25 protein-coding genes are annotated in these 26,506 nt (G+C 66.4%); 16 read left to right on the top strand and 9 right to left on the bottom strand.

Annotated elements, in window-relative coordinates; genetic code table 11:
• From KHY18_RS22170 to KHY18_RS22140, 7 genes are all read left to right on the top strand, one after another.
• Nucleotides 1-1,029 (top strand): DHHA1 domain-containing protein (locus KHY18_RS22170; protein WP_249729305.1); only part of this gene is annotated, 1,029 nt, incomplete at its 5' end.
• 93 nt (nt 1,030-1,122) lie between these two features.
• Complete coding sequence (locus KHY18_RS22165; RefSeq protein WP_213305041.1) at nt 1,123-2,469, top strand: GntP family permease; 1,347 nt, start codon at nt 1,123-1,125, stop codon at nt 2,467-2,469.
• Nucleotides 2,470-2,554: 85 nt separating this feature from the next.
• A complete protein-coding gene (locus tag KHY18_RS22160; RefSeq protein WP_213305037.1) occupies nt 2,555-3,481 on the top strand; it encodes a LysR family transcriptional regulator in 927 nt (308 codons plus the stop codon).
• A gap of 161 nt (nt 3,482-3,642) precedes the next feature.
• On the top strand, nt 3,643-4,761 hold the full coding sequence (locus tag KHY18_RS22155) for an NADH:flavin oxidoreductase/NADH oxidase (RefSeq protein WP_213305034.1): 1,119 nt from the start codon (nt 3,643-3,645) through the stop codon (nt 4,759-4,761).
• A 112-nt stretch (nt 4,762-4,873) separates the two neighbouring features.
• Nucleotides 4,874-5,863 carry a Bug family tripartite tricarboxylate transporter substrate binding protein gene (locus tag KHY18_RS22150; RefSeq protein WP_213305031.1) on the top strand — a complete coding sequence of 330 codons (990 nt, stop codon included), beginning with the start codon at nt 4,874-4,876 and terminating at the stop codon, nt 5,861-5,863.
• Between the two features lie 9 nt (nt 5,864-5,872).
• Complete coding sequence (locus tag KHY18_RS22145; RefSeq protein WP_213305028.1) at nt 5,873-6,865, top strand: TauD/TfdA family dioxygenase; 993 nt, start codon at nt 5,873-5,875, stop codon at nt 6,863-6,865.
• Entirely contained in the window at nt 6,865-7,413 is a 549-nt protein-coding gene (locus tag KHY18_RS22140) for a TetR/AcrR family transcriptional regulator (protein WP_213305025.1), read from the top strand. Before KHY18_RS22145 ends, KHY18_RS22140 begins: the two co-directional genes overlap by 1 nt.
• Before the next feature lie 15 nt (nt 7,414-7,428).
• Here KHY18_RS22140 and trmB read toward each other — a convergent pair whose 3' ends face one another.
• The 4 genes from trmB to KHY18_RS22120 all read right to left on the bottom strand — a co-directional run bounded on the left by trmB (nt 7,429) and on the right by KHY18_RS22120 (nt 11,295).
• A complete protein-coding gene (gene trmB, locus KHY18_RS22135; protein ID WP_213305022.1) occupies nt 7,429-8,181 on the bottom strand; it encodes a tRNA (guanosine(46)-N7)-methyltransferase TrmB in 753 nt (250 codons plus the stop codon).
• On the bottom strand, nt 8,178-9,146 hold the full coding sequence (gluQRS, locus tag KHY18_RS22130) for a tRNA glutamyl-Q(34) synthetase GluQRS (RefSeq protein WP_213305019.1): 969 nt from the start codon (nt 9,144-9,146) through the stop codon (nt 8,178-8,180). Before gluQRS ends, trmB begins: the two co-directional genes overlap by 4 nt.
• A complete protein-coding gene (locus KHY18_RS22125; protein WP_213305016.1) occupies nt 9,143-10,261 on the bottom strand; it encodes an NAD(P)/FAD-dependent oxidoreductase in 1,119 nt (372 codons plus the stop codon). Before KHY18_RS22125 ends, gluQRS begins: the two co-directional genes overlap by 4 nt.
• Nucleotides 10,262-10,356: 95 nt before the next feature.
• Complete coding sequence (locus KHY18_RS22120) at nt 10,357-11,295, bottom strand: LysR family transcriptional regulator (protein WP_213305013.1); 939 nt, start codon at nt 11,293-11,295, stop codon at nt 10,357-10,359.
• Between the two features lie 250 nt (nt 11,296-11,545).
• Between KHY18_RS22120 and KHY18_RS22115 the strand changes: the two genes are divergently transcribed.
• Complete coding sequence (locus KHY18_RS22115) at nt 11,546-11,971, top strand: DoxX family protein (RefSeq protein ID WP_213305010.1); 426 nt, start codon at nt 11,546-11,548, stop codon at nt 11,969-11,971.
• 7 nt (nt 11,972-11,978) lie between these two features.
• Here the strand turns inward: KHY18_RS22115 and KHY18_RS22110 are convergent, their stop codons facing one another.
• The 4 genes from KHY18_RS22110 to KHY18_RS22095 are packed head-to-tail and all read right to left on the bottom strand — an operon-like array spanning nt 11,979 to nt 16,155.
• Nucleotides 11,979-12,740: a sulfurtransferase gene (locus KHY18_RS22110; protein ID WP_213305008.1), complete on the bottom strand. Its 762-nt coding sequence runs from the start codon at nt 12,738-12,740 to the stop codon at nt 11,979-11,981.
• A gap of 40 nt (nt 12,741-12,780) precedes the next feature.
• Nucleotides 12,781-13,629 (bottom strand): MinD/ParA family protein, encoded by an 849-nt coding sequence (locus KHY18_RS22105; RefSeq protein WP_213305006.1) that lies wholly within the window; start codon nt 13,627-13,629, stop codon nt 12,781-12,783.
• 10 nt (nt 13,630-13,639) lie between these two features.
• Nucleotides 13,640-14,431 (bottom strand): GGDEF domain-containing protein, encoded by a 792-nt coding sequence (locus KHY18_RS22100; RefSeq protein WP_213305045.1) that lies wholly within the window; start codon nt 14,429-14,431, stop codon nt 13,640-13,642.
• Nucleotides 14,432-14,460: 29 nt separating this feature from the next.
• Nucleotides 14,461-16,155, bottom strand: coding sequence for a SulP family inorganic anion transporter (locus KHY18_RS22095; protein ID WP_213305003.1), 1,695 nt, complete (start codon nt 16,153-16,155; stop codon nt 14,461-14,463).
• A 146-nt stretch (nt 16,156-16,301) separates the two neighbouring features.
• Here KHY18_RS22095 and KHY18_RS22090 point away from each other — a divergent pair, with 146 nt between their 5' ends.
• The 4 genes from KHY18_RS22090 (at nt 16,302) to KHY18_RS22075 (ending at nt 19,420) form a co-directional block, all read left to right on the top strand.
• Nucleotides 16,302-16,775, top strand: a complete 474-nt coding sequence (locus tag KHY18_RS22090; protein ID WP_213305001.1) for a BON domain-containing protein — start codon at nt 16,302-16,304, stop codon at nt 16,773-16,775.
• 254 nt (nt 16,776-17,029) lie between these two features.
• Nucleotides 17,030-18,259: a PLP-dependent transferase gene (locus KHY18_RS22085; protein ID WP_213304999.1), complete on the top strand. Its 1,230-nt coding sequence runs from the start codon at nt 17,030-17,032 to the stop codon at nt 18,257-18,259.
• A gap of 118 nt (nt 18,260-18,377) precedes the next feature.
• Nucleotides 18,378-19,172: a DUF2189 domain-containing protein gene (locus KHY18_RS22080; RefSeq protein ID WP_213304997.1), complete on the top strand. Its 795-nt coding sequence runs from the start codon at nt 18,378-18,380 to the stop codon at nt 19,170-19,172.
• A 56-nt stretch (nt 19,173-19,228) separates the two neighbouring features.
• Nucleotides 19,229-19,420 (top strand): hypothetical protein, encoded by a 192-nt coding sequence (locus KHY18_RS22075; RefSeq protein ID WP_213304994.1) that lies wholly within the window; start codon nt 19,229-19,231, stop codon nt 19,418-19,420.
• Between the two features lie 55 nt (nt 19,421-19,475).
• Here KHY18_RS22075 and KHY18_RS22070 read toward each other — a convergent pair whose 3' ends face one another.
• Entirely contained in the window at nt 19,476-20,144 is a 669-nt protein-coding gene (locus tag KHY18_RS22070) for an arylesterase (RefSeq protein ID WP_249729303.1), read from the bottom strand.
• Between the two features lie 20 nt (nt 20,145-20,164).
• Here KHY18_RS22070 and KHY18_RS22065 point away from each other — a divergent pair, with 20 nt between their 5' ends.
• The 4 genes from KHY18_RS22065 to smc form a co-directional block, all read left to right on the top strand.
• Complete coding sequence (locus KHY18_RS22065; protein WP_213304991.1) at nt 20,165-20,848, top strand: ABC transporter ATP-binding protein; 684 nt, start codon at nt 20,165-20,167, stop codon at nt 20,846-20,848.
• A gap of 180 nt (nt 20,849-21,028) precedes the next feature.
• Nucleotides 21,029-23,512, top strand: coding sequence for a putative bifunctional diguanylate cyclase/phosphodiesterase (locus tag KHY18_RS22060; protein WP_213304988.1), 2,484 nt, complete (start codon nt 21,029-21,031; stop codon nt 23,510-23,512).
• A gap of 33 nt (nt 23,513-23,545) precedes the next feature.
• A complete protein-coding gene (locus KHY18_RS22055) occupies nt 23,546-23,878 on the top strand; it encodes a YnfA family protein (RefSeq protein WP_213304985.1) in 333 nt (110 codons plus the stop codon).
• A 59-nt stretch (nt 23,879-23,937) separates the two neighbouring features.
• Nucleotides 23,938-26,506, top strand: a 2,569-nt coding sequence (smc, locus tag KHY18_RS22050; RefSeq protein ID WP_213304982.1) for a chromosome segregation protein SMC, incomplete at its 3' end; no start/stop codon positions are given.

Here is a 26,506-nt window from a genome sequence, read left to right as displayed (position 1 = left end):
CACCACGGCACGCTGGAATCGGGCAGCCTCAAGGTGGGCGATGCGGTTTCGGCCGAAGTGAACACCGAAGTGCGCGCCGCGACCATGCGCAACCACTCGGTCACGCACATCATGCACAAGGCCTTGCGCGAAGTGCTGGGCGACCATGTGCAGCAAAAGGGCAGCCTGGTCAACGCCGACCGCACGCGTTTCGACTTCACGCACAACGCGCCCGTCACCGACGCGCAGATCCGCGAGATCGAGCGTCGCGTGAACGCCGAAATCCTGGCCAACAGCGACACCCAGGCGCGCGTGATGGACATCGAGAGCGCGCAGAAGACCGGCGCCACCATGCTGTTCGGCGAGAAGTACGGCGAGACCGTGCGCGTGCTGGACATCGGCAGCAGCCGTGAACTGTGCGGCGGCACCCACGTGCAGCGCACCGGCGACATCGGCCTGTTCAAGGTCGTGGGCGAAAGCGGCGTGGCCGCGGGCGTGCGCCGCATCGAAGCCGTGACCGGCGTGAACGCGCTGGCTTATCTGCAGTCGCTGGAAGACACCGTGGGCCAGGCCGCTGCCGCGTTCAAGGCCCCGGCCACCGAACTCAACGGCCGCATCGGCCAGGCGCTCGAGCAGATCAAGGCGCTCGAGAAGGAAATCGCCGCGCTCAAGGGCAAGCTGGCTTCGAACCAGGGCGACGAACTGCTGACCCAGGCCGTCGACATCAAGGGCGTGAAGCTGCTGGCCGCGCGCCTCGAAGGCGCCGACGCCAAGACCCTGCGCGACACCATGGACAAGCTCAAGGACAAGCTGGGCAGCGCGGTCATCGTGCTGGCCGCGGTCGACGGCGACAAGGTGCAGCTGGCCGCGGGCGTGACCAAGGATTGCATTGGCAAGCTCAAGGCCGGCGAGCTGGTCAACCATGTAGCGCTGCAAGTGGGCGGCAAGGGCGGCGGCAAGCCCGACATGGCGATGGCCGGCGGCACCGATGCCGCGGCCTTGCCCGCGGCGCTGGCTTCGGTCCAGGCCTGGGTGACCGAACGCCTTTGAGCGAGCGCCTCTGAGCGAACGCTCCACAAGGGTGCGCCTGGCGCGGGCGCACCCTGATCTGAAAAGAGAAACCTGATTCCCGAAGGAGACGACATGGTCGTTGTGCACACCGTTCTGGCCATAGCGCTGGTCATTGGCCTGATCATCTGGTTGCGCGTGGAACCGGTCATCTCCCTGGTACTGGGCTCGCTCTATCTGGGCCTGGCCAGCGGCGTGGGCTTCGTCGGCACGTTGACCGAAATCACCACCGGCTTTGGCGAAATCATGGGCAAGGTGGGCCTGCTCATAGGCTTTGGCGTGGTCATAGGCTCGCTGCTGCATGCGACCGGCGCGTTCGGGCGCATGGTGCAGGCGCTGGTCTCGGCCGTGGGCGCCAAGCGTCTGCCCTATGCGATGGCCGGCGCGATGTCGACCATCTTTCCCTCCATCTATGTCGACGTGCAGGTGGTGCTGGGCGCGCCCGTGGCGCGTTCCGCCGCGCCGCTGCTCAAGCGCAATGGTCTGCCGCTGCTCGCGGGCGCGATAGGCACGGGCATCTTCTCGGGCTATGTGTTTGTCGTTCCCGGCCTGGCCGTGATTCTGATCGCCGGCCAGATGAATGTGAGCCTGGGTTCATGGCTGATCGGCGGCCTGTGCATCGGTCTGGCGACGGCGCTGCTGACCACGTTGCTGTTCAGCCTGCTGCTGCGCACCAACTACTGGAAGCCAGAAACCGACGAGGACGCCAGCGAAGCCATGCTGGAGACTGAAGCCAGCGATGCGCAGGCACCGGCCGCCAATGGTGGCCCGGGCCTGCTGCTGGCCTCGGCGCCCATAGTCGTGCCGCTGCTGATGATCGCGTTTGGCGCGTTCGCCAAGCTCGCGGGCATCTCCAACGAAGTGATCAGCTTCATCGGCAATGCCAACCTGGCCTTGTTCGTCGGCCTGCTGGGCGCGTATCTGATGGCGCGGCGCTGGATAGGTGTTGAGCGCACCAGCGAAGCCTTGACCGATGGCTTCAAGACCAGCGGCGAAATCCTGCTGATCACCGGAGTAGGGGGCTCGCTGGGCGCGATCATCACCGCGTCGGGAATGGGCGCGGAACTGGGCAAGCTGTTCTCGCACGACGCCGGCGGCCCGGTGCTGCTGAGCATCGCGCTGGCCTGGTTCATCGCGGCCGTGCTGCATGTGGCCATTGGCTCGGTGTCGGTGGCGGCGCTGACGGCGGCCAGCATCATCGGCCCCGTGGCCTCGCAGATCGCGATTTCGCCGGTGATCATCGGCTTTGCGATCGCCTCGGGCTCGCTGTTCGCCGTGCAGGTCAACAGCAATTTCTTCTGGATGTTCAAGGGGCTGATGGGCTTGTCGACCAAGGGCGCGCTCAAGACGCTGACCATGGTGACTTCGATTGCCTCGGTGGCTTCGCTGGCCTTGGTGGTGCTGGCCAGCATGTTTGGCTGAAGGCCCGCCTTTTCTCCTGGCCGTCTTCGTTGCTGGCGCCATTGAGATATAAACCAGTTTGGTTTGTATCGACTCGGTAATAAGAATGAAAGATATCAGGAGCATGGACCTCAACCTGCTCAAGGCGCTGGACGCCTTGCTGGATGAGTGCAATGTGACCCGCGCCGCGGCGCGCCTGGGCCTGACCCAGCCGGCGATGAGCGGTATGCTCACGCGCTTGCGCGAGAGCTTTGGCGACCCGCTGTTCGCACGTGCCCAGCGCGGCATGGTGCCCACGCAGCGCGCGCTCGACTTGGCGCCGGCCATCAAGCAGGTGCTCGCCGGGATCGATGCGCTGTTGCAGCCGCCGGTGTTCGATCCGACGACGGCGCGCCTCACATTCACCATCGCCGCAACCGACTACGCACTGCGCGCGATCGCCGTTCCCTTCCTGTCGGCGCTCAAGCCCCTGGCGCCGCACATGCGCGTGGCGCTGGTTCCGCTGAGGAACGGGCAGGTGCAGACCCAGCTCGAGCGCGGCCAGATCAGCCTGGCCTTGCTGAGCCCCGAGAACACGCCGCCCGATCTGCATGCGCGCGTGCTGTTCAAGGAACGCTATGTCTGCGTGCTGCGCGCAGGCCACCCCGCGGCGACCGCGCGCAAGCTCACGCTCAAGCAGTTCTGCGCGCTCGATCACGCGCTGGGATCGTATGAAGGCGGCGGCTTTCATGGCGTGACCGATGATGCGCTCCAGAAGCTGGGCCAGCGGCGCGATGTCACGGTCTCGGTCAAGTCCTTTCTGATCCTGCCCGACATCCTGCGCGCCAGCGACATGGTCGCCGTCCTGCCCAGCCGGCTCGTTGCCGGCATGGCCGGGCTGGTGGTGTCCGAGCCGCCGCTTGATGTGCCCGGGTTCACCAATACCGCCGTGTGGCATGCACGCACCCACAACGATCCCGCGCACCGCTGGCTGCGCGAGCTGCTGGTGAAGTCCTGCGCCGACCCCGAGGCCCTGTCGGCGCACAGGCGCTGATATCGCGCTCGCTGATGCTGCTCATAAATTTATAGCATTTGATTTATTTCAGCGGCGCCGCAATCTCGTTAAGTGGGCCTGCAGCGTTCGCCGTTTCGAACGCCGTGGCTTGCGGCCGTTCGCGCCGCTCCATTTCCCTTTCAGTCCAGAAGAAAATCAGCATGTCCGCATTGTTCACCCCGTTCACCCTCAAGGATGTCACGCTGCGCAACCGCGTCGCCGTGCCGCCCATGTGCCAATACAGCGCCGTCGATGGCTTCACCACCGATTGGCACCAGACCCATTACGCCTCGATCGCGCGCGGCGGCGCGGGTCTGGTGATCGTCGAAGCCACGGCCGTTTCGCCCGAAGGCCGCATCACGCCCGGGTGCACGGGACTGTGGAATGACGCCCAGGCCGAAGGCATGGCGCGCATCGCGGCATCGATCAAGGCCGCGGGTGCCGTGCCAGGCATCCAGATCGGCCATGCGGGTCGCAAGGCCAGCGCCAACCGGCCCTGGGAAGGTGACGACCATATTCCCGCGGACGAAGCCGGCGCCTGGCAGCCGATCGCGCCATCGGCCATCGCTTTCGGCGGTGGTTTGCCACGCGTGCCCACGGAGATGACGCTGACCGACATCGTGCGCGTCAAGGCCGATTTCGTCGCCGCCGCGCGCCGCGCACGTGATGCCGGCTTCCAGTGGCTGGAGCTGCATTTCGCGCACGGCTATCTGGCGCAAAGCTTCTTCTCGGCGCATTCGAACCAGCGCACCGATGCCTACGGCGGCAGCTTCGACAACCGCGCGCGCTTCCTGCTGGAAACGCTGGCCGCGGTGCGTGAAGTCTGGCCGCAGAACCTGCCGCTCACGGCGCGTTTCGGCGTGATCGAGTACGACGGCAAGGACGAGGAAACGCTGGCCGAGTCGATCGAGCTGGTCAAGCAGATGCGCGCCGGCGGCCTGGACCTGCTCAATGTCAGCGTCAATTTCGTGATTCCCGATGTGCAGATTCCCTGGGGCACGCCGGCGTTTCTCGCACCCATCGCCCAGCGCGTGAGCCGCGAAGCCGGCCTGCCGGTGGCATCGAGCTGGGGCATCGATGACGCCCAAGTCGCGCAACGCGCGGTCGCCGAGCAGCAGATGTCGCTGGTGATGATAGGCCGCGCGATGCTGGCCAACCCCCATTATCCGTACGTGCTGGCCCAGGCGCTGCAGGTGGAGCGCCCCGACTGGACGCTGCCCGCGCAATACGCGCATTGGCTCGAGCGCTACCGCGGCGCGGGCAAGAAGGCCGTGCAGTAAGAGAGCCGGGGAGCGTTACTCGGAATCCGAATAATCATCCTCGGAATCGTTCGATACAGACAGGTCTGTCCACCCCTAGGATCGGGCCACCCTGTCTGAATTCCTATCGAACATGTCTTTGCTCACACGCCGCCAATTCGGCTTTTCCGCTTCCGCGCTGCTGCTGGCCGGAGCCACGCAGGCCTCGGCTGCGACCGCGGCCTATCCCTCGCACGCGGTGTCCATCGTCGTGCCCTACGCCGCGGGCGGCGCTGCCGACCTGCTGGCGCGCATCCTGGCTACCAAGCTCAGCGAGCGCTGGGGCCAGGCGGTCGTGGTCGACAACAAGCCCGGCGCCTCGGGCCAGACCGGCACCGAGTTCGTCGGCAAGAGCGCGGGCAACCCCTACCGCCTGCTGCTGGGCACGCAGGCGGTGTTCGCCGTGCTGCCCACGCTGAGCAACCGCGCCGACTTCAACGTCAACACCGACTTCGCGCCGATCTCGCTGCTGATCAAGATGCCTTCGGTGATCCTCGTGCCCACAGCGAGCAAGATCAACAGCCTGGCCGAGTTGGTCGCGCTGCTGCGCGCGGGCAAGCCCAACGCCTACTCGTTCTCGTCGAACGGCGCGGGCACGTCCCAGCAACTGATCGCAGAGGACTTTCTCGGTCGTCTGGGCGTCAAGGCCGTGCATGTGCCCTACAAGGGCAGCACCCAGGCGCTCACGGCGCTCGCGGGCGGCGACCAGATCCTGCTGAGCGTCGACAACATTCCTTCGGCGCTGCCGCTGATCCAGGCCGGCAAGATAAAGGCCCTTGCGGTCACGACGCCCACGCGCGCCGAACAATTGCCCGAGGTGCCCACGGTCGCCGAAACGCTGGCCGGCTTCGATCAATCGACCTGGATGGGCCTGATGGCGCCGGCCGGCATTCCCGCCGATGTGCAGCAGTTCCTGAGCCGCGAAGTGCGCGCCGCGTTGGCTGACGCCGATGTGCGCCGCCAGCTGCAGGGGCTGGCCTTCGTGCCGCAGGGCAGCGCGCCCGACGAGTTCCGGTCGTTCGTCAACCAGGAAACGGCGCAGTTCAAGAAGCTGCTGGGCCGGCTTGATCTGGCGCAGAACTGAGGAGCGGCCATGACTGTGAACACTTTTGCCGTTGCCGACACCATTGAAGGCCCCAGCGCCTGGACGCGCGACACGATCTCTCCCGCCGACTGGACGCTGGCGTTTCCCGCCGAATGCGTTGCCGAGCTCGAAGCAGCGGTGCGCGCGACCGCGGGCCATGCGGGCGCGCTGCACACGCTGAGCCGCGAAGGGCTGAAGCTCGATGCCAGCCAGGCCTTTGCGGCGTGGCTGCGCAGCGATTACCTCGACGACGGCCCGCTGTTCGCGGTGCTCGATGGTTTGCCCGTGGCGCGCTTCACGGACGCCGAACTGACCCGCGCCTACTGGCTGTTCTCGGGCCTGGTGTCGCGTCCCGTGGAGCAGACCTACCAGGGCACGATGATGTTCGACGTGCTCGACACCGGCGTGGGCAACAAGATGGTGCCGGGCTCGGGCATTCGCGCGACCATCACCAATCTGGACCTGAACTTCCACAACGACAACTGCTTCAACCCGGCCATGCCTGACTATGTGGGCCTGCTGTGCCTGCATCCGTCGAAGAGCGGCGGCGTGTCCAAGGTCATCAGTTTCCACACGCTGCACAACATCCTGCGTGCCGAAGATCCCGAGCTGCTCGAGCGCCTTTACCAGCCCATCTGGTGGGACCGGCACCGCGAGTTCGGCCCGGGCGAGGCGCCCTATGTGGCCAATCCCGTGTTCGATGTGGTCGACGGCCGGCCGCGCGCGCGCTTTTCGAACTACAACATCCGCGGCGGCTACCGGATTCGCGATGAAGCGCTCGATCCCGTGCTGGAGCAGGCGATGCAGCGGCTGCTGGCGCTGTTTGCCAGGCCCGAGCTGCAATGCCAATTCAACATGCAGGCCGGCCAGATCCAGTACGTGAACAACCGCGCGATCGCGCATGCGCGCAGCGAGTTCCAGAACGGCGACACGGTGGATGAGCAGCGCCATCTCGTGCGCCTGTGGCTGCGCGACCAGGGCCAGGTGGGCTACGAAGGCTGATGCGCGAGCACATCGTCGCCGTCGCGAGTCGGCTGTTTTACCAGCACGGCGTGAAGACCGTGGGCGTGGACCGCGTGATCGCCGAAGCCGGCATCGCCAAGGCTACGCTCTACCGCCACTTTCCGAGCAAGGAGCATCTGGTCGTCGCCTATCTGCAGTCGCGCCATGAGGCCGTGATGCAGTCGATGGCGCAGGGGCGCGCCGGCGCCGAGGCCAGCGCGCGCGAACGCGTGCTGCGCTATTTCGAGATCCTGCAGCGCAAGGCCGGCAGCCAGGAGTTCAAAGGCTGCGCGTTTTTGCTGGCACTGGCCGAGAACGAGGATTCAGCGCCCATCAAGGAAGTGGTGCTGCTGCACAAGCAGACCATTCTCGAGACATTTCTGGCCGAGCTGCCCCAAGACCTGGCCGGGCGCGCGCCGCTGGCACGGCAACTGGCCTTGCTCTACGACGGCGCGCTGGCGCAGATCATGTTCCAGCGCAGCCCCGAGGCCGCGCAGATCGCGGGCCAATGCGCGAACAGCCTGCTGCAGGCGCATTTTCCGCACTAGCGCAGGTGGCGCGAACTACTTCTTGCGAAACACCAGGTCCCAGACGCCGTGGCCCAGCTTGATGCCGCGGTTCTCGAACTTGGTCAGCGGGCGGTAGTCGGGCTGGGGCGCGTAGCCTTCGGCCGTATTGGCCAGCGTGGGCTCGGCCGACAGCACTTCGAGCATCTGCACGGCATAGGGCTCCCAGTCGGTCGCGCAGTGCAGGTAGCCGCCGGGCTTGAGGCGCGAGGCCAGCTTGGCGATCAGCGGCGATTGCACCAGGCGGCGCTTGTTGTGCTTCTTCTTGTGCCAGGGATCGGGAAAGAAGATGTGCACGCCGTCGATGCTGGCTTCGGGCAGCATGTTGTCTATGACTTCGACCGCGTCATGCCGCAGGATGCGGATGTTCTTGATGTCCTGTTCGCTGATGCGCTTGAGCAGCGCGCCCACGCCGGGTTCATGCACTTCGCAGCACAGGAAGTTGTCGTCGGGGCGCACGCGCGCGATATGCGCCGTGGCCTCGCCCATGCCGAAGCCGATTTCGAGAATCAGCGGGGCCGTGCGGCCGTACGCGGCGGGCGCGTCCAGCGGCTCGGCCTGGTAGTTCAGCAGGAACTGCGGCCCGACTTCGGCGAAGGCCTTGGCCTGGCCGGTCGTGGTACGGCCGGCGCGCAGCACATAGCTTTTGATGGTTTTGGGATAAGCCACGCCGGCGGGAGCGATGCCGGGCGTTGCGTCTTGGGGGGCGTCGGGGCCGGGAGCGGCCGCATTGGTTTGGTGTTCAGTCACAGGGCGTGATTGTAGTTAGCTCGCCAGGCTTGCACCCACAGGGCTTGCACATCGGCCAGGGATTTGTGGGTGCAATCGGCCACGGGCAGCCCCAGCGCGGCGGCGGCGGCGTTCAGCGCGGCGCGGCAGGCCTCGGGCGTGGACACATCGATGGAGCGTGCGCCATGCTGCTTCGACAGCTTTTCGCCATCGGCGCGGCGCACCAGCGGCGTGTGCATGTAGATCGGCGTGGGCAGGCCCAGCGCCTGCTGCAGCAGCATCTGGCGCGGCGTGTTGTCGGTCAGGTCTTCGCCGCGAACCACATGGCTGACCCGCTGCAGGCCGTCATCGACGACCACGGCCAGCTGGTAGGCCCACAGGCCGTCGGCGCGGCGCAGCACGAAGTCGCCGACGCTGCACGGCAGATCCTGTGACTGCGCGCCCAGCCGGCGGTCATGCCACAGCAGTTGGCCATCGGCCGCGTTCCAGGTGGGCGCACAGCGACCGTCGAACGGCAAGGCCAGGAGCGCCTGCTTTTCGGTCGCAAAGCGCCAGGCGCGCGCGGGCCGGCCCTGCAGGCCGGCGCGGCAGGTGCCGGGGTAGGGGCGCTCCATATGCCGTTCGCGCTCCAGGCCCATTTGCTCCCAGGCCATTTCAATGTCGCGGCGCGTACAGGCGCAGCCGTAGGCGAGCTGGCGGTCCAGCAATTGCTGCAAGGCCTGTCCGTAGAAGCTGCCGCGCTGGGATTGCCAGACCGGCGCCTCGTCGGGCAACAGACCGCAGGCCGCGAGCTGCTGCAGGATCAGCGCGTCGGCGCCGGGCATGCAGCGCGGCGGGTCTATGTCTTCGATGCGTACCAGCCAGCGACCCTGGTGGGCGCGCGCGTCGAGCCAACTGGCCAGCGCAGCAACCAGCGAGCCCGCATGCAGCGGGCCCGTGGGAGAGGGCGCAAAGCGCCCGATATATGACGAAAGACGCCCGGTCATGCCACTTTCAGCGCCAGCTCCAGACCGGAAACAAAAGCATCTTCGACGCGCGCACCCAGGCACCAGTCGCCGCAGACGCCCAGGTTGGTCTTGTCGTTCCAGAGGAAAGGATGGCCCAGCGTGCTGACGGTCTGCGCATGCGGCCAGAAGCGGCTGCTGACATGGCTGGGCGTGGCATGGATGCCGGTGATTTCGGCAAAGGCTTTTTGCAGCTTGGCCTGGATGCGCGGGCCGTCGTCGTTGCGGTGTTCCTGCGACCAGGCGGGGCTGGCCTGCACGGTCCAGCGTTCGGTCGACGAGCGTCCGGGCTTGGACGATTCGCGTGCGAGCCAGGCAATGCGGTGGTGGGTGCTGCGCGCCGCATTCCAGTGGGGACCCAGCGTCGTCAGGCCGGGCTGCTGCGCCTGGGCGAAAGTCAGGTGCAGCGTCCAGCAGGGCGCGATGTCGATTTCGCTCAGCGTCTGGCAATGCAGGTCGGCCAGGCCCGTGGGCTCGAGCAGCGCGCGCGCCATGGGCGCGGGCAGGGCCAGCAGCACGGTGTCGAAGCCCGCGTGCACGGTCTGCTCGGTCGAATCGAGCGAATTTTCAGTTTGCAGCTGCCAGCGCGTGGGGTCGAGGCGGTCGCGTTCCAGCGCGGTGACGCGGCATTGCGTGAGCACGCGTCCGGCGTCGATCAGCGGCTTGGCCCAGTCCGCGGGCAGGCTTTGCATGTGGGGTGTTGCGACCCAGTGGGATTCGCGCGGCGGCGGCACGGCCGTGGCCACGCGACCGGCGCTGTCGAGAACGCGTATGGTGGTTGCGCTCCAGGGGCGGCACAGCTTTGGGTTGAGCGCCAGCACCTGCTCGAAGCGCGGGTCGCGCACGGTGAAATATTGCGCGCCGGAGTCGAAGCTGCCATGCGAGGTCGAATGCACGGCCATGCGGCCGCCGACTTCAGCGCCTTGTTCGAAGACTTTGACCTGGTGACCGGCCTGCACCAGCGTGCGCGCGCAGGCCAGGCCGGCGATGCCCGCGCCGATGATGGCGATGACTTGCGGTCGGTGGCGGGCGCGGCGCGGGTGCTGCGCGGCAGTGGGTGCGGGGGCTGGGGTGCGGAGCGTGCGCGTAGCAGTCATGTCAAGCCTTTCGGAAAACAGGGAGGCAAATTCTGTGGTCTCGCTGAGCCTCCACCGTGGACTGACTCTACACCCTTCGCAGGGGTGCGCAGGGCTCAAAGGTCCTGATGGTTTTCCAGCAAGGCCGCGCGCGTGGTCGGATGGGACAGCTTTTCGAGCCACCACTGCAGCGCGCGCCCGGGACTCGCGTGGCCCGAGGTGGTCCACGCGTAGTGGGCGCGCAGCGTGCGCGCCGGGCGCACGACGGAGCGCACTACCAGCCGCCCGCTGGCCGCATGTTCGTGCAGCATGCCCTGGGGCAGGAAGCCGTAGCCCAGGCCACGCTGCATGGCGTCGACCTTGGCGCCCATGCTGTCGACGGTCAGCACCTGCTGGCCGTCGAGCACGCCTATGCTGGTGGTGTCGCGCAAGGCGGAGTCGGCGACGGCCACCACGCGGTGCTGCAGCAACGTGTCATCGCTGATGGGCTCGGGCAGCTGAGCGAGCGGATGGTGCGGCGCGATGGCCAGGCAGAACACCAGTTCGCCCAGTTCCTGCAGCTGTATGCCCGCGACATTGCTGGCATTGACGGCCACGCCTATGGCCAGGTCGGCGCGGCCCGAGCTCAGCACTTCGAGCGTGCCGCTCAGAATGCCTTCGCGCAGCTTGAGCCGCGTGGGCGGCGCGAGCGCGTAGAACGCCTCGACCAGGTCGAACAACGGCCCGCGTGCCAGCGCACCGTCGGTGACTATGGTCAGTTGTGGCTCCCAGCCCGTGGCCACGCGGCGCACGCGGTGGGCGACGCTGTCGATGTCTTGCAGCAGGCGCGCGCCTTCGCGCAGCAGCGCGAGGCCCGCTTCGGTAGGCTGCGCCTGGCGCGAACGGCGGTCGAACAGCAGCACATCGAGTGCGTCCTCGATATGCCGCACGCGGTAGGTCAGCGCGCTGGGCACAAGTCCCAGCGAGCGCGCGGCCGCGGCAAAGCTGCCGGTGTCGGCGATCACCTGCAGCATCGCCAGGCTGTCGGGAGTCAATACGTCGCGTGGGCGGGACATGAAGTAGGGTGGCTATTCAAAGGATTTGAATGATGCCATCAAATCGACTGCATCAGCCTGGCGTTCGGCGGGGTTATACCAAAGATTCGGGCCTGCGCCAGGGGCTGGATCAATGGAACAAAGCTGACAAGCGCGGCCCTGGCGCCTGGTGACTAATGAGGTCCATCCGACACGGGCGAGCGCTTGTGTCCGATCCCGCGCCACGCAGCGGAATCCTTCGCTTCGACGCAGTGTTCTGGGAGGTATCTCTATGTGGACTTCGCTGCAAAATCCGCTGGCCCTCGTGGGCCGAATCCTGCTGGCCCTGCTGTTCATTCCCGCGGGCGTGGGCAAGCTCACGGGCTTTGCGGGCACCGTGGCCTATACCGCGTCCGCGGGCGTGCCCGTGCCGCAGGTCGCGGTGGCGCTGGCGCTGCTGGTCGAGGTGGTCGGTGGACTGGCGTTGCTGCTGGGCTGGCAGACGCGCTGGGCGGCGCTGGCACTGGCCTTTTTCACGCTGGTCGCGAGCTTCTTCTTCCACAACTTCTGGGCCTTGCCGGCCGAGCAGGCAGGCATGCAGCAACTGCTGTTCTACAAGAACGTTGCCGTGGCTGGCGGCCTGCTGGCATTCGCGGCGTTTGGCGCGGGCGGGCTCAGCGTCGATGCGCGCCGGCCGCTGGCGCCGTCGGTACGCTGAACGGCTTTTAGCCCGCCGAAGGCGGCAGCTCGCTGGTCGGCACGGTGTCCAGCGCCGGGTCGAGCACGCGGCGCTCGTCGAACACGAAGCAGCCGCCGCGGTAGTGGGCGCCGTCGGTCTCTTCGAAATATTTGAGGATGCCGCCTTCGAGCTGGTACACATGCTCGAGGCCTTGCTCGCGCATCAGGATCGCGGCCTTTTCGCAGCGTATGCCGCCCGTGCAGTAGCTGACCACGGTCTTGCCTTCGAGCTCGGCCTGGTGCGACTGCAGCGCTGCGGGAAATTCGGTGAACTTGGCGATGCGCCAGTCGATCGCCGATTCGAACGCGCCCGCATCGACTTCGAAGTCGTTGCGCGTGTCGAGCGTGACCACGGGCCGGCCTGCGTCGTCATGGCCTTGTTCCAGCCACTGGCGCAGCCGCGCGGGGCTGACCGAAGGCGCGCGGCCGTGGGCCGGCTTGATGGCGGGATGATCCATGCGGATGATCTCGCGCTTGACCTTGACCAGCATCTTGCGAAACGGCACATCGCTGGACCAGCTCTCCTTGGGGGCGAGATCGGCGAAGCGCTCATCGGCACGCAGCGCATCGACAAAGCCATGCACTTGCGCGGCCGGGCCGGCGAGAAAGAAATTGATGCCTTCCTCGGCCAGCAGGATGGTGCCCTTGAGGTCGGCGGCCAGCGCGCGCGCCAGCAAGGTGTCGCGCAGCGCCTGCGCGTCGGGCAATGCCACAAACTTGTAGCAGGAAATATTGAGAATGTCGGTCACGGTAACTGCCTGAATCAGGCCGGTGCGATGTGCCGGCCGTTCAGGCCACCAGCATCGATTTGATCTTGTTGGCCAATTGTGCAACGGACAGCGCTGCCGCACAGCCTGGAGTGGCTTGCAGCAGCAGCTGGCGGCGCATGACCGAGTCGCGCACCGCCGGGTCGGCGGGAATGTCGCCCATGTGGATCAGCCGCAGGGGCTGGCCTTCGGCCGTGGTCACGAAGCGGTTGAGCACCTGCTGCAACTGCCCGGTGATCGCCCGGCCGTCGCCGGCGCGCACCGCCTGGTTGATGATCAGGCGCATGTGCTGGCGCTTTTGCTGTGTGGCGAGCACCTTGATCGCCGCATAGGCGTCGGTCAGTGAAGTCGGCTCGGGCGTGGCGACGATCATCACTTCGTCGGCCATGGAGACGGAAAACAGCACGACGTCGGAAATGCCCGCGCCGGTGTCGAGCAGCACGATATCGAAGCGCGGCGCCATGGCTTCGACGACTTCGAGAAACTTGGCGCGGATTTCGGGCGTGAGGTGCGAGTATTCGACCATGCCCGAGCCCGCGAGCAGCACCGAGAAACCGCCGGGGCCGGCGAGCAGCGCGTCTTCGAGCGCGGCCTTGCCGGTGAACACGTCATGCAGCGTGATCTTGGGATACAGGTTCAGCACCACGTCGAGGTTGGCCAGGCCCAGATCGGCGTCGAGCACCAGTACCTTGAGGCCGTGGCGTGTCAGTGCGGCGGCCAGATTGGCCGAGACGAAAGTCTTGCCGACACCGCCCTTGCCGCTGGTGATGGCAATGATCTTGGCGCGATTCTGCGGGCGCGTGCGCACCGCTTCGCCCATCGGAGTGGTCGTCGGAATGGCTGGGTGGGAAGGAAGCACGGCGTCGCTCATCGCACTGCTTTCAACGGCCCGAGTCCGTAGTGCCCGTGGGATAGTCCGGGATCACGTTCGATTGATCTGCTTCATCGGGATGAAGATTCATGGACAGGGGGCCAAACAACATGCTTTTTTCTTCTGCACTCACGGTGCTGTCGGGTTGCTCTTCGATGCAGATACGGTTTCGGCCAGCGGATTTTGCCTGATAGAGCTGATTGTCCGCGCGTTCAATCCACAGTTGTGTGGTGCTGCGTATCCATTGCAATGCGTAGGCGCCGCCAATGCTCACGGAGACGCTGAGGTCCAGGGCCGGAGAAACGCTGATGATGGTGGACTCGACCGCCTGGCGGATGCGCTCGGCAATCGAGCTGCCAAACGCTGCCTGGCATGAAGGCAGCACGATGGCGAATTCCTCTCCGCCATAGCGTGCCAGCGTATCCATGGGGCGCACACAGCCGAGCAGGGTGCGTGCCACGGATTGCAAGACCATATCGCCCACGATGTGACCGTGGGTGTCGTTGATTTTCTTGAAGTGGTCGATGTCGAGCATCAGCAGCAGTGCGGCTTCGCCCGACCGGGCCATGCGGTCGATTTCGCGCTCGAGCACGGAGCGAAAGTGACGGCGGTTGGCCAGGCCCGTCAATGGATCGCGCAGTGAAAGGTCGCACAGTCCATCAATCACTGCCTGGAGGTAGCGAGTGGGAGTCTCGTTGGGCAGCACCAGACCCGGCGCACCAGACTGGGTTACCAGGCTGTGGGCCGTAGACAAGCGCAGATCGCGCAAGAAGACAGATTGATAGGTCGCGGAACCGGTCACAAATTGCAAATCAGTGTTACGAGAGTGTATCAGCCCTGCAGTGGTGTCTGCGTGGCACTAAGCGTTTGTAACGCCGCCAACGCTTCTGCGTCGGTACGGTACAGCGCCAAATCGGTACCGGGCGCCAATGCGCCCGCGCGTTGCAAGCTATTTTCCACCGGCAGCTTGAGTCCACTGACATGCAGTGTGCCACCACGCAGGCGCAGCAGTCCACGGATTCGCTTGAAAGTCTCGATTCCCGTGATATCGATACGGTTGATGGGCTGGGCCAACAGACAAAGATGCAGCAATTCGGGGTGCGCGCCCAGGTGATCGGCGATGCGCTGCTCCAGCGCCCGCGCCGACGCGAAGTCGAGCTCGGCATCCATGCGCAGCACCAGCACGCCCTGGGCCAGCGCCGGCAGATGCCACAGATGGCGGTCGCGCAGACTGCCGTCGCCGTGCAGCCCGGCTTCGATGATGCGCGGATGCAGCCGCTGGTAGAGGAAGTGGCACAGGCCCATCACGATGCCCGCGAGCACGCCCCAGTACAGCCGCGGCGCCGTGGCCAGCGTGAGCGCGCAGGTGGCAAGGCCAATGCAGGCTTCGGTGCGCGAGATGCGCCACAGGCGGAACATGGTCTGCGGCTTTATCAGGTTGAGAACGGCCGTGACCACGATCGCGGCCAGCGCTGATTGGGGCACATGGTAGAGCGCGGGTGTGAGCCACAGCAGCACGATGAACACGAAGCCTATGGCGAAGACCGTGGCCCAGCCGGTGCGCGCGCCGGCCATGAGGTTCACGGCCGAACGCGAAAACGATGCGCTGGTCGCGAAGCTGCCGCACAGCCCGGCGCTGATCTTGGCCATGCCCTGGGCCAGCAAGTCCTGGTTTTCATTCCAGCGCGTGCCCGCGTTCTGGTGTTCCGCCTGGGCGCTGGACGCGGTTTCGAGGAAACTGACCAATGAAATCACCAGCACCGGCATGATCAGTGCCGCGAACTCGCTGGCTTCCAGCCATTGCGGCCAGTGCAGCGACGGCAGGCCCGCGGGCAGCGTGCCCACCACATCGCCGCCGCTGTCGGCAAAGCCCATGGCCCAGCTGAGCACGCCGGCCACAGCTGCCACCACCATGGCCGCGGGAAAGCCCGCGCGCCAGCGCTTGAGCGTGAGCAGCAGCGCCACGCTGCCCAGGCCTATGGCCGCGGCGCGCAGGTCGAAGTGGTGCAGCGAGGGGCTGTAGAAAAACGCATTCCAGGTGGTGCGCAAGCCCAGCAGATCGGGCAGTTGGGACGCGAGAATCAGAATGCCCGCGGCCTGGGTGAAGCCGTTGAGCACGGGCGAAGTCACGAGATTGAGCAGCCAGCCCGCGCGCAAGGCACCGAGCGCGCACTGCAGCAGACCCGAGAGCAGCGCGATCCATACCGCGAGGTTGACCCAGTGGGCGCTGCCCGGCTCGGCCATGCCCAGCAGCGAGGCGCCTATGAGCAGGCTGGTCAGCGCGGTCGGGCCCACGCCCAGGCGCGGCGACGCGCTCCACAGAACGGCGATCAGCGCGGGGATCAATGAGGCGTAGATGCCGGTCACCAGCGGCATGCCAGCGAGGGCGGCGTAAGCGACGCCCTGGGGCAGCAACATCAGACCGACCGTCATTCCGGCCCAGAATTCTCCGAGCAACAGGGCGGAAGTGGGGCGGGGCCAGGCGAGAAACGGAAACCAGCGGGCAAGTTGAGGCATGGGCAGCATTGTGCGGCAGCGCGATGGCTGGTGCAGAGTAGGGCGGCTGTCCTACGTCCGCGTCGGCTTGCTCCCACGGGGCGGTCTGCGCGCTGCCGGTTACATTTTCCTCACGAACAACACGCAGGGCAGGCTCTGCCACAAGGGGAACCAATATGATTCAGCCACGTCAACGCATTCTTTCGATCATCGCAGTGAGCGCCCTGGCGCTGGGCCTGGCCGCGTGCGGCAAGACCGAAGACAAGACCGCGGGTCAACAGCTCGACTCCGCGGTCGCTCGCACCGAGCAAGCCACCAGCGATGCCGCAAAGCGTGCCGAAGAGGCCGCGAAGTCGGCAGGTACACGCATTGAAGAAGGCGCAAACAATATGGGCAACGCGGCCAGCAATGCCGCCGGCAACGCCGCGGACGCCGTCGGCGATGCCGCCACCACGGCCGAAATCAAGGCCGCACTGGTCAAGGACGCCGAGTTGAGCGCTTTGCAGATCAATGTCGACACCAAGGGCGGCACCGTCACGCTCAACGGCACCGCCCCCAGCGACACCGCCAAGAGCCGTGCCGAAGACCTGGCCAAGGGTGTCAAGGGCGTGGTTGCAGTCAACAACATGTTGACTGTCCAGCCTAAGTAACTCAGGTGCTCCGGACACGGGCAGGCCGTGTCCAGGCACCCGCAAAATCGGACCTTGTCCCTGGGAGCCACCGCTTGGAGCGGCCAGCAAAACCCTTGAGACGTCGTTGCGGCGCCTTGCCGTGCTATTCGCACTGCCTGCATCGCCGCACCTAGTCTCAAGCGCAAATCTTCGATTTGCTGGGTTTTGTTAGCCGTTCTTGTCGGTGGCTTTGTTGCGTCTGAAAGCGGTTCGCGTGGCGCTACCATTGGCCCATGAAACAAGCCGCATACGACCTGACGACCGAACTGGTCCACCATTCCTATCAGCCACCGGCCGACTTCGTGTCGCTGCTGCCTCCTGTGCACAAGGCATCGACGGTGGTGTTTCCCAACGTCGCCGCGATGCGCGAACGCCGCTGGCTCGACAAGAGCAGCTACACCTATGGCTTGCACGGCACGCCCACCACCTACCAGCTCGAAGAGCGGCTGTGCACGCTCGAAGGCGGCAAACAATGCCTGCTCGTGCCCAGCGGCCTGGCGGCCATTGCCAGCGTGTCGCTGTCGCTGCTCAAGGCCGGCGATGAAGTGCTGATTCCCGACAACGCCTACGGCCCGAACAAGTCGTTGACCGAGGCCGAGCTGGTGCAATGGGGCATCACCCATGCGTACTACGACCCCATGAACGTGGCAGACCTGGCCGCGCGCATCACCAAGCGCACGCGCCTCGTGTGGATCGAGGCGCCGGGCTCGGTGAGCATGGAGTTTCCCGATCTGCCCGCGCTGGTGGCGCTGTGCCGTGAGCGCGGCGTTATCTCGGCGCTGGACAACACCTGGGGCGCGGGCCTGGCCTTCAAGCCTTTCGATCTCGACGGCGACGGCAGCCACCGGTTGGGCGTCGACGTGTCCGTGCATGCGCTGACCAAGTACCCGAGCGGCGGCGGCGACGTGTTGATGGGCAGCGTGATGACCGTCAACCAGGCCTTGCACATGCGCCTGAAGCTGACCCATATGCGCCTGGGCTTCGGCGTTTCGGGCAACGACAGCGAAACCGTGCTGCGCTCCCTGCCCAGCATTGCGCTGCGCTACCGCGCCCATGACCAAGGCGCGCGTGAACTGGCGCGCTGGTTGCAGCAGCAGCCCGCCGTGGCGCAGGTGCTGCACCCGGCGCTGCCCGAGTCGCCGGGCCATGCGCATTGGGCCAAGCTGTGCGGCGCGGCCAACGGCGGGCAGGGCGCGGCCGCGGGCTTGTTCAGCGTGGTCATCGATCCGCGCCACAGCCAGGCCCAGGTCGATGTGCTGTGCGACAGCCTGCGCCTGTTCAAGCTGGGCTACAGCTGGGGCGGGCCGGTCAGCCTGGTCGTGCCTTACGAGATCGAGACCATGCGCGCGCGGCCCGTGCCGCAGCTGCAGCCCGGCACCGTGGTGCGCTTCAACATCGGCCTGGAAGCGGTCGAGGATCTGCGCGCAGATCTGGCGCAGGCGCTGGCCAAGGCATTCGGCTGACGCTTTCCAGCCATCTTGGTGATTGTCTGGATGGCAGGCGCGCGACAGCGCGCTAAGGTGGTGCCAGCGCGCACCGCGGCCCACCGGGCCGCACGTGCCTGCAGGAGGATGCAGCGCCATGCAAATTTCACCGCTACCGGTTCCTGTCGTGGCTTCCGAGGCCCAGCTCAGGCCCTTGCGCTGGCGCGATCCTTTTCGCTGGCTCGCGCTGGGCTGGCGCGATGTGCGTGCCGCGCCCGGCATCGCCTTGTTCTATGGCAGCTGCTTCTGGGCGATGGCGCTGCTCATCGGCTGGCTGTTTCGCACCCGCCCTGAATATGTGATGTCGCTGGCGAGCGGCTGCCTGCTGCTCGGGCCGTTTCTGGCGATGGGCCTGTACGACGCGAGTCGGCGCCTGGAGGCCGGCCAGGTGCCGGCGCTGGGGTCTTCTATCACCGCCTGGGACGCGCATGTTCCCAGCATGGCGATGCTGGTATTGGTGCTGGTCGTGCTCGAACTGCTGTGGGGGCGCGCGTCGATGGTGGTGTTCGCGGTGTTCTTCAACACCGGCATGCCCACCAGCGCGGGCGTGGTGCAGGCCGTGTTCAGTTTCGAAAACTGGGAATTTCTGGCCGTCTACCTTGTGGTAGGCGGTGCATTTGCGGCCATCGCGTTTGCGGCCATGGTCGTGGCGCTGCCCATGATTCTTGACCGCGACACCGATGCGCTCACAGCCTGCATCACCAGCGTGCGCGTGGTCGCGGCCCACACCGGTGTGCTGCTGCTTTGGGGCGGGCTGATCACGCTGCTGGTGGGCCTGAGTCTTTGGCAGACCTGGGGAGCGGGCCTGATGCTGATAGGGCCTTTGCTGGGTTGCGCGAGCTGGCACGCCTATCGGCACGCCGTGGCACCCGGCCCGTCAACGCCAGCCTGAAGCGCAGCCCGATGGCTGGTACAGTAGGCGCAGCTTCAAATCAACGAAAGAGAACATTGGCAACACCCAACTACGGATACGAAAAACGGCAACGCGAGCTCGCCAAGAAGCAGAAGAAGCAGGAAAAAGAGCGCTCCAAGGAACAACGCAAGAGCGATGTGCCTGAGCACTCGGGCGCGACCTATGTCGCTCCTGGCGATGATCCTGCACCGGCGGCTGATGTGCCGGCGCCCGGCGCTGGCAACTGATACGCGCAGCGGCGCAGCTGCAGCCTGTGCTGTGGCGCGCCGCCCGCGCGCGCGTTCAGCGCAGCAAGGGCTGCAGATGCGGCCAGACATTCTCCAGCATGCGCGGATGCGCCTTGGCTGTGGGATGAATGCGGTCGGCCTGGAACCAGCTGGGCGCATCGGGCGCATCGGGCGCGTCGGCGATGCCGGCGAGCAGGAACGGCAGCACGGCCGCCTTGCTCTGCTTGGCGACGTCGGGGAACACTGCAGCGAAGTCTCGGCCGTAGGCGCCGCCATAGTTGGGCGGTACCTGCATGCCCAGCAGCAGCACCTTGGCGCCGGCCGCCTGGCTCGCACGCGTCATCGCCTGCAGGTTGTCGCGTGTGCCTTGCAGCGGCAGGCCGCGCAGCGCATCGTTTCCACCCAGCTCGATCACCACCACCGTGGGCTTGTGCTGCTGCAGCAGGCTGGTCAGTCGGGCGCGGCCGCCCGCTGTGGTGTCGCCGCTCACGCTGGCATTCACAACGCGCGCTTGCGGCATGCTTTTCGCTAGTCTTTGTTGCAGCAGTGCCACCCAGCCCTGGCCCCGGGCCAGGCCGTATTCGGCGCTCAGCGAGTCGCCGACCACCAGCACCACCGGGGCTGGCGCGGCGGCGGTTGCGGCAAGGGTCCAGCCGCTGGCCGTGGCAGCCAAGGCCGTCAGCAGCCAGCGTCGCATGGCGCGGTCGGATGGTTTCAATTTCATGGTATCCATTTCAGTTTGATATGCCCGCACCTCTTGTACCCCCTCTGCTCGAAATCGAACATCTTTCCAAGTCGGTCACGGATTCCACGGGGACACTCGACATTCTGCGGGATATTCACGCGAGCTTCGCGCGTGCCGAGAGCGTCGCCATCGTGGGCGCGTCGGGCTCGGGCAAGAGCACTCTGTTGTCGATTCTGGCAGGGCTCGATACCCCGACGTCGGGTACGGTCCGCCTCGAAGGCCAGGATCTGTTCGCGTTGAACGAAGACGACCGCGCGGCCCTGCGCGCGCAAAAGCTGGGTTTCGTGTTCCAGAGCTTCCAGTTGCTGGGCAATCTCACGGCGCTCGAAAACGTGATGCTGCCGCTCGAACTGGCGGGCCATGCCGGTGCACGCCAGCTCGCCCGCGAAATGCTCGAGCGCGTGGGACTGGGCCAGCGTCAGGGACATTACCCGCGACTGCTGTCGGGCGGGGAGCAGCAGCGCGTGGCGCTGGCGCGTGCCTTTGTCGTGCAGCCGGCCGTGCTGCTGGCCGATGAGCCCACGGGCAGCCTGGACTTTGCGACCGGCGAGACCATCATGCAGCTGATGTTCGACCTGAACCGCGAGCGCGGCACCACGCTGGTGCTGGTCACGCATGACCGTGCGATCGCCGCGCGCTGCGACCGCTGCCTGACCGTCGAGGCCGGGCGTCTGTTGGCGTAATTTGCGCCGGCTCGCGCGCACCGGCTTTGGGCACGGATGTAACAACGGCGTGCAAATGCGCGGTGACTGACCTGGCGCGGGCCAAAAAACAGCTATGCTCAACAGGCTATAGGATTCATAGCTTCCCTAATCGTTTGACGTTGTGAGCCCTCGGGATTCCCACGGCGCGCTTATGTCCTCATGACCCTTCACCTTCCAGGCCAGTCTAAAAAGCATCGCATTTTTGTGCCGGGCTTGGTGGTGTTCGTCGTGGGAGCGTCGCTGAGTGCCTGGCTGGGTGTGGCGCTGATGCGCGTGCCGCAGGATGTGGGTGCCGTGAGCGCCATCACGCAGGGCGTGGGGCTGTCGCCCAGGACCGAAGATTCGCGTGCCGCGCCCGCGCCTGCCGCCGTTGCGGGCAAGGACGCCGTGGTGCTGCGCGCCGCGGCAACGCCGGTGCGCCAGCTGTTGCCCTGGCTGGTGATGCTGGGCGGCGCGCTGGTGTCCCTGCTGTTCGCGGTGGCGACCGTCTGGCATATGCGCCGCCGGCGCTACGCCTGGGCGCAGGAGCGCGCGCTGGCCACGGCCATTCACAGCGATCAGCGCATACAGGCACTGTTCAACCAGGCCGCGGTGGGCGTGGTCCAGCTCGATGCGGAGACCGGTGCGTTCGAGCAGGTCAACGAACGCTATGCGAGCATTCTCGGCCTGCCCATCGAAGCCTTGCAGGACCGCAAGTTCAGCGAATTCATCCATCCCGGCGATCGCGCCCGGCATTTTTCACTGATGCAGCGGCTCGGTCGCGGAGAGATACAGGAATACCAGGCCGAGCTGCGGCTGCTGCGCAGCAATGCATCGATCATATGGGTCGAGGAAACCGCTTCCTCGATAGGCCGGGGCGCGCGCGGTCAACTGCTGAACCTGGGCGTGGTGCAGGACGTGACCGAGCGTCGCCGCCTCGAGCAGCACCACCGCGAGAATGAAGAGCGCCTGCGCGCGGTGCTGCAACGCCTGCCCGTGGGCCTGGCCATCGTCAACGATGCCGATGAAATCATCTACCGCAACGATCGCTTCGTGTTCACCTGCGGCTATACCGAGCAGGATGCGTTGACCGTCGACGAGTGGTGGGCCTTGGCCTATCCCGACGAGAGCCAGCGCGCCAAGGCCTGCGAGCAGCTGCGCGTGGCCAAGATGCGCGCCCGGGCGCTCGACGGCAACATCGCGCATACCGAATACCACATCGTGTGCCGCGACGGCACCAAGCGCACGGTGGAAATCGGCGGCGTGGCGATGGACGGGCAGTACCTCATCACGCTCGAAGATCTGAGCCAGCGCAAGGCCGCCGAGGAAGAAATCCGCTACCTCGCGTTCTATGACCTGCTGACCCAGCTGCCCAACCGTCGGCTGCTGCTCGATCGGCTGCAGCAGGCGCTGGGTGCGGGCGCGCGCCGCCAGCGCTCGGGCGCGCTGCTGATGCTCGACGTCGACAATTTCAAGACCTTGAACGAAACCCGCGGCCATGACCAGGGCGATGCGCTGCTGCGCCAGGTCGCGACGCGGCTGCGCGACACCGTCGACGTGACGCATACCGTAGGCCGCCAGGGCGGCGATGAATTCGTCGTGGTGCTCGAAGACCTGGGCGAGGACCCGGTGCAGGCCGCGGCCGCGGCCCAGGAAGTGGGGCAGGCGATCCTGCAGGCCTTGCGCCAGCCCTATGTGCTCGACGACGGCGAGGAATGCCATGCCACCGTGAGCATGGGCGCGACCACCTTCCAGGGCCTGAGCGACACCGTCGACGAGCTGCTGCGCCGTGCCGACCTGGCCATGTACCAGGCGAAGAAGGCCGGGCGCGACACCTTGCAGTTTTTCGATCCACGCATGCAGCAGGCGGTGCGCGAGCGCGCGACGCTGGAGCAAGACCTGCGCACCGGCCTGGCCCAGCAGCAGTTCGAACTGTTCTATCAGCCCCAGGTCGAAGACGGACGCATCATCGGCGCCGAAGGTCTGCTGCGCTGGCGCCATCCGAGCCAGGGCTTTGTGTCCCCCGCAAACTTCATTCCGCTCGCGGAAGAGAGCGGCCTGATCGTGCCGCTGGGCGAATGGGTGCTCAACACCGCCTGCGCCCAGCTCGCGCAATGGTCGCGCGATCCCGTGATGGCGTCGCTGGTGGTGGCGGTCAATGTCAGCCCGCGCCAGTTCTACCAGGCGCAGTTCGTCGATCAGGTGCTCGCGGCGCTGGCGATCAACGGCGCGCCGCCGTCTCGCCTCAAGCTCGAACTCACCGAAGGGCTGCTGCTGACCGACATCGACGACACCATCGACAAGATGGTGCAGCTCAAGCAGCATGGCGTGGGCTTCTCGCTCGATGACTTCGGCACCGGCTATTCGTCGCTGGCCTATCTCAAGCGCCTGCCGCTGGACCAGCTCAAGATCGACCAGAGCTTTGTGCGCGACGTGCTCACCGACCCGAACGACGCAGCTATTGCCAAGACCATCGTCGCGCTGGGCACGAGCCTGGGCTTGCGTGTCATCGCCGAAGGCGTCGAGACCGAAGCCCAGCGCATGTTCCTGCACGACCATGGTTGCCACGCCTGGCAGGGCTATCTGCTGAGCCCGCCGGTACCGATGGCCAAGTTCGAAGCCCTGGCGCGCACCTGGCCCGGGCGGCAAGCTGCAGCGAACTGAACTTCGCCCCGGCCAACGCTGGCATACTGCGGCGTGCCTGAAATCAAGACTTTTTTCCTTTTCGCCGCCACGGCCGTTGCCGAGATCGTCGGCTGCTATCTGCCGTGGCTCTGGCTGCGCCAGGGCCATAGCGCGTGGCTGCTGCTGCCCGCGGCCGCGAGCCTCGCCGTTTTCGTCTGGCTGCTGACGCTGCATCCCGATGCTTCGGGCCGGGTCTATGCGGCCTACGGCGGCGTTTATGTGGCCATGGCGCTGGTCTGGCTGTGGCTCGTTGACGGCATTGAGCCCACGCGCTGGGACCTGGTTGGCGCTGCGGTGGCGCTGGCGGGCATGGCGATCATCGCGTTCGCGCCGCGCGCGGGCTGAAGTCCCGGGCGCGCGCGGTATCATGCGGGCCTGTTCCACGAAGATGTTGCTACACGCCCGTGCGCCTTAATTCGATCAAGCTTTCCGGCTTCAAGTCATTTGCCGAACCCACCAATTTCCTGCTGCCCGGTCAGTTGGTCGGGGTGGTCGGACCGAACGGCTGCGGCAAATCGAACATCATGGATGCGGTGCGCTGGGTGCTGGGCGAAAGCAAGGCCAGCGAACTGCGCGGCGAGTCGATGCAGGACGTGATCTTCAATGGCACCACGCACCGCAAGCCGGCCAGCCGCGCCAGCGTCGAGCTGGTGTTCGACAACAGCGACCACCGCGCGGGCGGCCAGTGGGGCCAGTACGGCGAAATCGCCGTCAAGCGCGTGCTCACGCGCGACGGCAACAGCAGCTATTTCATCAACAACCAGCCCGTGCGCCGGCGCGACGTGCAGGACGTGTTCCTCGGCACGGGCCTGGGCCCGCGCGCTTACGCCATCATCGGCCAGGGCACGATCAGCCGCATCATCGAGTCGCGGCCCGAAGAGCTGCGGCTGTTCCTCGAGGAAGCCGCGGGCGTGTCCAAATACAAGGAACGCCGGCGCGAGACCGAAAACCGGCTGTCCGACACGCGCGAGAACCTCACGCGCGTCGAGGACATCCTGCGCGAGCTCAATGCCAATCTCGAGAAGCTCGAGAAGCAGGCCGAAGTCGCGGCCCAGTACAACAAGCTGCAGGCCAGCGTCACGCTCAAGCAGCAGCAGATGTGGTTCCTCAAGCGCGCCGAATCCGAGGCCGAACAGGACAAGGTGCGTGTCGAAGGCCTGCAGGCGGTCAACGACCTTGAAGCACGCATGGCCGAGCTGCGCCATATCGAAGCCGAACTCGAAACCATTCGCCAGGCGCATTACACCGCGGGCGACGCCGTCAATCAGGCCCAGGGCCAGCTCTACGAAGCCACGGCCGAAGTCGGCAAGCTCGAGGCCGAAATCCGCTATGTGGTCGAAGGCCGCCAGCGCGTGCAGCAGCGGCTGGCGCAGCTCGCCGAGCAGATCGCCGACTGGGCGCGCCGGCGCGAAGACGCCGAGATCGAGATCGAGAACCTCGAAGGCGCGGGCATGAACGCCGAAGAGCAGGCCGAAATGCTGGCCGCCCAGCTCGAAGAGCAGTCGCAGCGCCTGCCCGATCTCGAAGATGCCTTGCGCCAGGCGCAGAAGAACGACAGCGAGCAGCGCGCCCAGGTGGTGCAGGTGCAGCAGCAGATCCAGGTGCTGGCCGCCGAACAGCGCAGCCTCAGCGAGCAGGAGCGCCAGTTCCAGGCGCGCGACGAACGCCTGCGCGCCGACCGCAATGCGCTCACCGTTCCCGACGAAGCGCGGCTTGCCGACCTGCGCGGCCAGCTTGAAATCGCCCAGGAAACGGCTGAAATCGCCGAAGCCCAGTTGCTCGAACTGCAGGACAGCGTGCCCCAGCTCGACGAAGAGCGCCGCACGCGCCAGCAGGCCGTGAACACCGAAGGCGCGCGCCAGGCCGAACTCGCGGCGCGCATGGAGGCTCTCAAGGCCTTGCAGGAAAAGGTCAAGACCGACGGCAAGCTCCAGCCCTGGCTGGCCAAGCACGGCCTCGACGGCATGCAAGGCCTGTGGACCCGCCTGGGCATAGAGCCGGGCTGGGAAAACGCGCTCGAAGCCGCACTGCGCGAGCGCATGGGCGCGCTGTCCGTGGGCCGGCTCGACATGGTGCGCGGCTTTCTGGGCGCGGGCGCGCAGGACGCGCCGCCCGCTCGTCTCGCGTTCTACAGCACGGCCGATGCCAAACCCGTGGCCCCGCACGCCAGCAGCACGGGCCTCGCGCCGCTGGCCTCGCTGCTGCGCGTGAGCGACGCCGGCCTGATGGCGGTGCTGGCCGACTGGCTGCAGGGCTGCTATACCGCGCCCACGCTCGACGCCGCGCTGGACCGGCGCTCGGCCTTGCAGCCCGGCGACGTGGTCTATGCGCCCAGCGGCCATGCGGTCACGGCGCACAGCGTGGGTTTTTACGCCCAGGATTCAGAGCAATCGGGTCTGCTCGCGCGCGCCCAGGAAATCGAACACCTCGAAAAGGAAACGCGCGCCCAGGCGCTGATCAGCGACGAGTCGCGCACGGCGCTGGTGCGCGCCGAGACCGCCTACGCCGATGCCTCGCAGCGCCTGATCGCCGCGCGCCGCGACGCGGGCGAAGCCAAGAATGCAGCCCATGGCCTGCAGGTCGAAGTGCTGCGTCTGGGCCAGCTCGCCGAGCAGGCGCGCGCGCGCAATGCGCAGATCACCGCCGATCTGGACGAAGTCCAGGCCCAGCTGGGCGATATCGAAGAGCGCCGCATGTCGGCCGAAGCGCGTTTTGAAGAGCTCGACATGCAGCTCGCCGACAGCCAGGAGCGCCACGCCCAGCTCGGCGACCGCGTGCTCGAAGCCGAGCGGCGCCTGAACGAATCACGCGAACAGCTGCGCACGCTGGAGCGCCAGGCCCAGGAAGCGACGTTCTCGCAGCGCAGCTTGCAGGCGCGCCGCGCCGAGCTCAGCCGCAGCATAGACACCGCGGCCCAGCAGGTGCGTTCGCTGGGCGACGAGCAGCAGCGCGCGCAGGAAGAGCAGACGCGCC

This window comes from Acidovorax sp. CCYZU-2555 (genome assembly GCF_018413525.1).
Lineage (GTDB): Bacteria > Pseudomonadota > Gammaproteobacteria > Burkholderiales > Burkholderiaceae_C > Comamonas.
The sequence above is the reverse complement of the archived record's forward strand: the minus strand, read 5'-3'. Positions and strand labels throughout refer to the sequence as shown.

Coding starts and splice junctions, on each gene's coding strand:
- KHY18_RS22165 (WP_213305041.1), top strand. CDS start 1,123: ATGGTCGTTGTGCACACCGTTCTGGCCATAGCGCTGGTCATTGGCCTG.
- KHY18_RS22160 (WP_213305037.1), top strand. CDS start 2,555: ATGAAAGATATCAGGAGCATGGACCTCAACCTGCTCAAGGCGCTGGAC.
- KHY18_RS22155 (WP_213305034.1), top strand. CDS start 3,643: ATGTCCGCATTGTTCACCCCGTTCACCCTCAAGGATGTCACGCTGCGC.
- KHY18_RS22150 (WP_213305031.1), top strand. CDS start 4,874: ATGTCTTTGCTCACACGCCGCCAATTCGGCTTTTCCGCTTCCGCGCTG.
- KHY18_RS22145 (WP_213305028.1), top strand. CDS start 5,873: ATGACTGTGAACACTTTTGCCGTTGCCGACACCATTGAAGGCCCCAGC.
- KHY18_RS22140 (WP_213305025.1), top strand. CDS start 6,865: ATGCGCGAGCACATCGTCGCCGTCGCGAGTCGGCTGTTTTACCAGCAC.
- gluQRS (WP_213305019.1), bottom strand. CDS start 9,146: ATGACCGGGCGTCTTTCGTCATATATCGGGCGCTTTGCGCCCTCTCCC.
- KHY18_RS22125 (WP_213305016.1), bottom strand. CDS start 10,261: ATGACTGCTACGCGCACGCTCCGCACCCCAGCCCCCGCACCCACTGCC.
- KHY18_RS22120 (WP_213305013.1), bottom strand. CDS start 11,295: ATGTCCCGCCCACGCGACGTATTGACTCCCGACAGCCTGGCGATGCTG.
- KHY18_RS22115 (WP_213305010.1), top strand. CDS start 11,546: ATGTGGACTTCGCTGCAAAATCCGCTGGCCCTCGTGGGCCGAATCCTG.
- KHY18_RS22105 (WP_213305006.1), bottom strand. CDS start 13,629: ATGAGCGACGCCGTGCTTCCTTCCCACCCAGCCATTCCGACGACCACT.
- KHY18_RS22095 (WP_213305003.1), bottom strand. CDS start 16,155: ATGCTGCCCATGCCTCAACTTGCCCGCTGGTTTCCGTTTCTCGCCTGG.
- KHY18_RS22090 (WP_213305001.1), top strand. CDS start 16,302: ATGATTCAGCCACGTCAACGCATTCTTTCGATCATCGCAGTGAGCGCC.
- KHY18_RS22085 (WP_213304999.1), top strand. CDS start 17,030: ATGAAACAAGCCGCATACGACCTGACGACCGAACTGGTCCACCATTCC.
- KHY18_RS22080 (WP_213304997.1), top strand. CDS start 18,378: ATGCAAATTTCACCGCTACCGGTTCCTGTCGTGGCTTCCGAGGCCCAG.
- KHY18_RS22070 (WP_249729303.1), bottom strand. CDS start 20,144: ATGAAATTGAAACCATCCGACCGCGCCATGCGACGCTGGCTGCTGACG.
- KHY18_RS22065 (WP_213304991.1), top strand. CDS start 20,165: ATGCCCGCACCTCTTGTACCCCCTCTGCTCGAAATCGAACATCTTTCC.
- KHY18_RS22060 (WP_213304988.1), top strand. CDS start 21,029: ATGACCCTTCACCTTCCAGGCCAGTCTAAAAAGCATCGCATTTTTGTG.